Genomic DNA, 7,226 nt, shown 5'->3' on the forward strand with positions numbered 1-7,226 from the left:
AGTGTTTCAACCGCAGTATTCTGTCGTGAAATCGATGCAGCAAGTTCCTCTTCTTCCTGCCGGAGTCCGGCAAGCCGCTCACGGAGTTCCACCATATCCCGATCGACGGCGGCACCAAACCCTTTAATATCACGTTTCACCGAGCCGCCGGTCATCGCCCCGGTGCGTTCGAGGAGATCACCCTCAAGGGTGACCATCCGGTGCCTGCCGAGAAGCTTTCGTGCATGCTCCATCGTATCAACGACGATCGAGGTTCCAAAGACGAGGGAGAATGCCCGTTCATATGCGGGATCGAATTCGATCAGCCGGATTGCATAGTCGATGACACCATCACCTGAAAGCGGGGGAAGCGGGGGCGGCACCCTCAGTTTTGAAAGAGGAAGGAACGTTGCCCTTCCGAGGCGCTGCTCCTTGAGGAACCGGATCGCATCGGCTGCAATGGAGTCGTCCTGGCAGACAACATGGTTGAGCCTCCCTCCGGCAGCAATATTGAGTGCGGTTGAATATTCGGGGGGTGCTTTTCCAAGGTGTGCGATAGTCCCGTGCACCCCGTCCATCCCGAGGACCGCCTCAACAGCACGGCCCCCTGCCTCACCATGCGCCTGCTGCCGTGCTTCCAGCTGCATCAGTTTCTGTTCAAGCGATCTGATCTCAGCCCGAACCTCTTCATACGAGCCCCGAAGAGTCATCGCTTTCTTCTCGACAGCAGAAAGTTGCTGATCGTGGACCTTCTGAACGGAACGGATCTGCCCGAGATCGGCTGATGCCTCCCTGATCTCCCGTTCCTTTTCGCTCCGTTCATCGCGTGCTGCCTGAAGCCTTGGAGCAAGCCGCTCACGTTCCGAGACCCTTATCCTGCTCCTTTCAATAACCGTATCTTTTTCAGAGAGGAGACGGGAGCGCTCTGCTTTTCGTTCTTCAAGCTGTTGCATACAGGAGAAGATCTCGACCTGTGCACCCTCGGAATCCTTGCTTGCGGCCCTCAGTTCAGTCTCAGCCTTCTCCATCTTCGTTTTCAGGGTTGAAAGCTCCATTCCGAGGTTTGCCCGGTCGATTGAGAGATTCCTGATACTCTCGGTCCTCTCCTTTACTGTTGCCTCCGAACGCCTGATATCTGCAAACTTGCGGTTTATTGCCTCAAGGTTTGTTTCACGATCGCGGGTATTTCGCTGGATCCCCTGTTCGGAAGTCCGTATAGCACCTTTTGACTCTTCAATCTGCGAGAGGAGACGGAGATATTCAGGTCCGCTCTTCTGGCGGATCTCCTCATCGATTCCCTTCATCTCGTCGCGGAGAAACGCCTTTTCATGCTCGTCATGGGCGATATCATCATTTATTCTGGAGAGAGCACGATCGGTATCAGCAATCATCCCTGTGATCTCTATCTCTTCCCGCTTCTTCTCACGAAGTTTCACGACGTTTCTCTTTGCAATGAAGGAATCCAGCTCATCCTGAAGGCGGCGGAATGCAAGCGCCGCTTCCCGCTCGACTTTAAGCAGTTCCTGCCGCTCGATGAGTTCGTGGAGAAGGATCTCTTCCCGCTCGATCCTCCATCTCACCACTTCAAGCTCGGCCATCGACTGCTCGCGCTTCTGATCGAATTCAGAGACCCCGGCGATCTCATCAACGATCTTTCTCCGCTCGATATCCGACATCTCCATGATCCGGGCAACATCACCCTGCATCACGATATTGTAGCCCTGGGGTTTGATCCCATGTCCGGCAAGGAAAGAGAGGACATCACCCTGTTTGCAGAGCCGTCCATTTAAGTAATTATATGAATAATAGCCGTTTGCGGTCCGCTTGATACGGCGCGTTATCCGGGTACCATCTGAAAAACTGACATGCACCTCGGCGGTATTTTTATTTGAGCCGGTATTGATGAGATCGGTCAGCCGTTCAGCTCGGAGTCCACGGGCCGATGTGATCCCAAGCGCAAAAAGAATACTGTCTAAGATGTTGCTCTTCCCCGAACCATTCGGCCCGGAGACGACTGTAAAACCCGTTTCAAGGGGGATTTTCGTCTTTCGTCCGAATGATTTGAAGTTGTCGATCTCAAGCAGGGTTATGTGCAAACGATCATACCTTCAATATCGGTTATTTTTTCCGCTGGATCGTCCTTGGAGAGGTATCATCTTCCTTCTCTTTTTTTGAGATCGTCACTCCGCTCTTCGGATCGACATCGGGGGCCTCATAGATCTTGCTTTCAATCTTACCCTTCTTCATTCTGGTTGCAGGAGCATAGCCACTGCTCGCCACAATGTAGTCATTCCGGTTTCGCTTCTCAGGCCTGAGAGTGCCATCCGGCTGCATGATCAGTTCCATATCCGATGTATCCACCGGAGGTTCTGCCTCAGGACCCGGAGTTGCCAGCGGTGGTGGTGGCGGGGCTTGCCGCTCACGGACCCGGACCGGCTCCTCTTCAGGAACAATCCTCGATCGGGAACGCGGTTCTTTCCGAAGCGGAGCTTCTGAAGCGGTATCGCCGCCACGCATCTCCTGATCCTCAAGATTCCGGGTTAGTTTCCGTGTGACTGATTTGAGATCCAGCATCTCAGCAGTCACTCCTTTGAGCAGGGCATCCAGCTCATGGACCTTCCGCTCGAGTGCGGTGATCCTCTCATCCTCATCTGCTGTGGCGGTATGTACCGGTTCTTCCTCGCGCTTCACCATCTTCAACTCCCGTTCCTTCTCTTCCAGCTCATGTTCAAGAAACTTCATACGTGCATCCATTTCCCGCGCACTCCCCCTCTTCTGTACGATCTGACTCACTGATGATAATGGTTTGCCTCACTGATTACAAGAAAGGATATTACCTTTTTACCGCCATTTCTATTTATATGTCATTCCTTCAACGCGACGATCCAGAGGTCGCCGGTATTATCGAAAAAGAACACCATAGGCAGGTCTTCGGGCTTGAACTGATCGCATCTGAGAACGTGGTAAGCCGGGCTGTCATGGAGGCAACCGGTTCAATTATGTGCAATAAATATGCCGAGGGGTATCCGGGCAAGCGCTACTATGGCGGATGCGAGTTCCATGACGAGGTCGAGAACCTTGCACGCGACCGCCTCTGTGAGCTCTTTTCTGCAGAACATGCAAATGTCCAGCCTCATTCCGGGAGCCAGGCAAACCAGGCAGTATACTTTGCAACCATCCAACCGGGCGACGTGATCATGAGCCAGAGCCTGACCCAGGGCGGCCACCTTTCCCATGGCTCACCCGTCAATATCAGCGGAAAGCTGTATGAGGTACATAGTTATGGTGTTGATTATGAGAGTGAGACACTTGACTTTGGTGCAATCGCCGAGATGGCACGGAAGACAAAACCGAAGATGATCGTCTGTGGCGCATCCGCCTACCCACGCGAGATAGACTTCAAGGCATTTGGTGAGATTGCCGATGAAGTCGGCGCGATCTGCATGGCTGATATCGCTCACATAGCAGGCCTTGTTGCAGCCGGCATTCACAACTCCCCAATCGATGTCTGCCACTATACCACAACAACCACCCATAAGACGCTCCGCGGTCCCCGCGGTGGTGCGATCCTCTGCAAAAAAGAGGATGGGCCGGGAATCGATAAGTCAGTCTTCCCCGGCATGCAGGGCGGTCCGCTGATGCATATCATCGCCGCAAAAGCCGTCTGTTTCAAGGAGGCACTCCAGCCTTCATACAAGGAGTATGCAAAACAGGTCGTAAAGAACGCCCGTGTACTCGCAGAGGCGCTTGCCGACAATAATCTCAGGCTCTGCTCCGGGGGAACCGATAACCACCTCGTCCTCCTCGATCTCTCAGACCACGGGATCACCGGCCTTGAAGCTGAAAATGCACTTGGGGAAGCAGGAATCACCGTGAATAAGAATACCATACCACGCGAGAAGAGAAGTCCGTTTGTCACATCAGGACTCCGGGTCGGAACCCCGACTGTCACCTCCCGCGGGATGAAAGAGGATGAGATGAAACAGATCGGCGACTGGATTGGCCGTGTCATAAACAATATCAATGATGCCAATACCATCAAAGCTGTGAGAGAAGAGGTTGTTGAATTCTCAGGCAGTTTCCCACTTTACCCTGATGCAGTATGATCCTTGATGGAAAGAAGACCTCGGAGAAGCGGCTGGCACTTCTGAGAGAGAAGATTGAGGAGTCAGGGCTATATCCCCGCCTTGCCACCGTTCTTGTCGGGGAGGATCCGGCCTCGCAGCTCTATGTAAAGATGAAACACAAGGCATGCGAACGGGTTGGCATCGGATCAATTGGCGTTGAACTTGATGCCGGGGCATCAACCCAGGATGTGCTGGATGCGGTACACCGCCTGAATCTTGATCCGATGATCAGCGGGATCCTGGTTCAGCTGCCGCTCCCAAAGCAGATCGATACCCATGCGGTAATCGAGGCGGTGGATCCCCTGAAAGATGTCGATGGCTTCCACCCGACAAACCTTGGGCGGCTCTTCTCCGGATCCCCCCGATTCTCCCCCTGCACCCCTCTTGGAGTGATGACGCTCCTCTCCGAATATGGAATCGATCCTGCCGGAAAGAATGCCGTTGTTATCGGACGGAGCATTGAGGTCGGCCGGCCGATGGCTGCGCTCCTGACAAATGCCGATGCAACCGTCACCATTGCCCATTCAAAGACAAAAGATCTGGCATCTATCACTCAGAGAGCAGAGATTCTGGTGGCTGCTGTCGGGCGGCCCCGTTTTGTCACCGCCGATATGGTCGGCTGGGGTGCTACCGTCATCGATATCGGGACAAATTATGATGAGAATGGAAAGCTCTGCGGCGATGTGGACTTTGCGATGGTGGAGGCAAAAGCAAAAGCGATCACACCGGTACCGGGTGGTGTCGGCCCGATGACAATCGCCACCCTGATGGAGAATACCTTCGCCGCGGAAACGATGAGGTCATGCGGACATTTTCTATAGGAAAAACCGGAATCGGCGGAAAAAATCCGGTCCGGCTGATGGGCGTCATCAATACAAGCCCCGAATCTTTTTTTTCAGGATCATTTGTTCCCCCTGGCAGGGTACTGGCAGCTGCAGAGCGGATGATTGAGGGTGGTGCAGATATCATCGATATCGGTGCACGGAGCACCGCACCAGGAAGCCGCGAGATTCCCGTCTCAGAAGAGTGTGAGCGGCTGAAACAATGTCTTTCAGAGCTTGAAGGGCTTGAGATTCCAATCTCGGTCGATACGATGCATGCCGAAGCCCTTCAGGTTGCCCTCAGGTATGATATCAACGCAATAAATGACATTCATGGACTTGCCGACGAGGGATATGCGATGATTGCCGCAGAGAGCGGCCTCCCGGTGATCGCAATGGCAGCCTTGAATGCACCCGGAGATGCACGCGGTACTGACGAAACGATGCGGACATTGGCTGTTGTCATTGAACGGTGCAGACAGCATGGAATCTGCGACCTGATCCTCGATCCGGGGGTTGGCCGCTGGGTACCGGAGCGCACCTTTGAGGATGACTGGGATATATGCCGCCGTTTCAGTGAGTTTGCGACATTTGGCAAACCCCTCCTCGGTGCGATATCACGGAAGAGTTTCATCGGCGATCTCCTGGGGAAGCCTGCCGAAGAGAGGCTTTCAGGGACTCTCGCCGCAACCGCCCTCCTGATCGATTCCGGAGCGGATATGATCAGAACCCATGATATCCGTGAAACAGCTGACCTGATTAAAGTCTGCGGGGAGATGAGGAGACGATGAGCATCTCCTTTTCTGTCTTTGGATGTAAAACGGGGCTGATACAGCCGGGAGACGATATTGTTGAGCGGATCCTGGGTTCAGTCGGTGAAGCTGGAGAGATTCACGACAACGATATCATCGTCATAGCAGAGTCTGCACTCGCAACAGCAGAAGGGCGTGTTATAACGCTTGACGATGTGATACCATCAGACGACGCCCTTCGATATGCAGAGCGCTATGCTATGGATCCACGGGTTGCCGAGGTGGTCATCTCCGAATCCGATGAGGTGATCGGCGGAATACCGGGATTTCTCCTCTGTTTAAAAGATGGGACACTTCTGCCAAATGCCGGAGTAGACGGATCAAATGCCCCGGATGGCACCATCATTCCCCTGCCCCTTGATCCGAATGCCTCGGCATACCGGATACGGAAGGAGATCTTTGAGAGAACGAAACGAAAAGTGGCGGTTCTCGTCATCGATTCAAGAACCCATGCAATGCGGCTTGGCGTATCGGGCGTTACCATCGGGTGTTCGGGTATGTCAGCTGTCGGCGACTGCCGGGGCACTAAGGATCTCTTTGGTCGGGAGCTCGAGGTGACCAGGCGTGCTGTCGGGGATTGTATTGCATCGGCAGCCGAGCTTTTGATGGGCGAGGCCGATGAATGCATCCCGGTTGTTCTTGTCCGTGGTCTTGATATTGGGATTGGAGAGGGCGAAGGGATCGAGACGATCGCCCCTGATGAATGCCTCTTTATGGGCGCTGTCAGAAATAGAGGTTGAAACAATCAGGTGCGGGAGGGATCGCCCCTTACCACCCCGACCCTGCCCTTCTCATGCATCACGGAAAAACCAAGCAATTCCAGGTACTCCCGTGCATGACCCTTTCCATGGATCAGCACCTCAACGAGATCCTCCTTCTCATCGATATCGGTCGAGAGGCGGAACGAGTCGATCACATCCACCGAAAAACCGCACTCTTCTGCCATTGCCAGGTGCTTCTGAAAACTCGACCCATAGTACCGGGCATGGAAACACTGCGGGCGTTTCAGAAAGATCACATTCGTCCCTCCCCCACGGCCGGGGACAATTGCCATATCTGCATCGGTTGAGAGCACCCGCTGGAGCGCTCTTGCGGTCACAAGCGGAAGATCAGCCATGATGATCAATGCCGGGCAGTGGAACTGCGGAAGCGCCCAATCAATCGCCTCGTTGAGCCCTTCATCCCTGACAGCAACCAGTGCACTCTCGCAGGCATAGGGGGAAGTCGAAAGGAGGGTTGCCGAGCACCCTGTCCGGTTCACGGCAGATATAACATCCTGAAGCATTGCATATGCAAACCCTTCACGCTCCTGCTGATCCATCACACACGAGAGCCGGGTCTTGGGGTTGATCGGCTTGAAGGGAATCAGGGCATGGAAGTACATTGATCAGGGTATAGCAATCAAGGATTAATACCAATCGATCCGGCTCTCATTCCCATTGGTGGAGATACCCCCGATGCGGAAGGGGAGTCACCCCGGAAAGAAT

6 protein-coding genes and 1 pseudogene are annotated in these 7,226 nt (G+C 54.0%); 4 read left to right on the forward strand and 3 right to left on the reverse strand.

The window, feature by feature from the left end; all coding sequences use genetic code 11:
- Nucleotides 1-2,075, reverse strand: a pseudogene (locus tag QCH34_RS03940) (AAA family ATPase); the annotation flags it as partial.
- 22 nt (nt 2,076-2,097) lie between these two features.
- Nucleotides 2,098-2,733, reverse strand: coding sequence for a hypothetical protein (locus QCH34_RS03945; RefSeq protein WP_300330446.1), 636 nt, complete (start codon nt 2,731-2,733; stop codon nt 2,098-2,100).
- A gap of 107 nt (nt 2,734-2,840) precedes the next feature.
- Here QCH34_RS03945 and glyA point away from each other — a divergent pair, with 107 nt between their 5' ends.
- From glyA to cofE, 4 genes are read left to right on the forward strand one after another with little or no spacing between them, the layout of a single operon-like run.
- The gene (gene glyA / locus QCH34_RS03950; protein ID WP_300330450.1) at nt 2,841-4,085 is read left to right on the forward strand and encodes a serine hydroxymethyltransferase; all 1,245 of its coding nucleotides are present in this window, start codon (nt 2,841-2,843) and stop codon (nt 4,083-4,085) included.
- Nucleotides 4,082-4,927, forward strand: a complete 846-nt coding sequence (folD, locus tag QCH34_RS03955; protein ID WP_300330454.1) for a bifunctional methylenetetrahydrofolate dehydrogenase/methenyltetrahydrofolate cyclohydrolase FolD — start codon at nt 4,082-4,084, stop codon at nt 4,925-4,927. Before glyA ends, folD begins: the two co-directional genes overlap by 4 nt.
- A complete protein-coding gene (folP, locus tag QCH34_RS03960) occupies nt 4,909-5,718 on the forward strand; it encodes a dihydropteroate synthase (RefSeq protein ID WP_300330457.1) in 810 nt (269 codons plus the stop codon). Before folD ends, folP begins: the two co-directional genes overlap by 19 nt.
- The gene (gene cofE / locus QCH34_RS03965; RefSeq protein ID WP_300330460.1) at nt 5,715-6,479 is read left to right on the forward strand and encodes a coenzyme F420-0:L-glutamate ligase; all 765 of its coding nucleotides are present in this window, start codon (nt 5,715-5,717) and stop codon (nt 6,477-6,479) included. Before folP ends, cofE begins: the two co-directional genes overlap by 4 nt.
- A gap of 5 nt (nt 6,480-6,484) precedes the next feature.
- Here cofE and cofC read toward each other — a convergent pair whose 3' ends face one another.
- On the reverse strand, nt 6,485-7,123 hold the full coding sequence (cofC, locus tag QCH34_RS03970; RefSeq protein WP_300330465.1) for a 2-phospho-L-lactate guanylyltransferase: 639 nt from the start codon (nt 7,121-7,123) through the stop codon (nt 6,485-6,487).
- Nucleotides 7,124-7,226 lie beyond the last annotated feature (103 nt).

The sequence above is a fragment of the Methanocalculus sp. genome (genome assembly GCF_029762515.1).
GTDB lineage: Archaea > Halobacteriota > Methanomicrobia > Methanomicrobiales > Methanocorpusculaceae > Methanocalculus.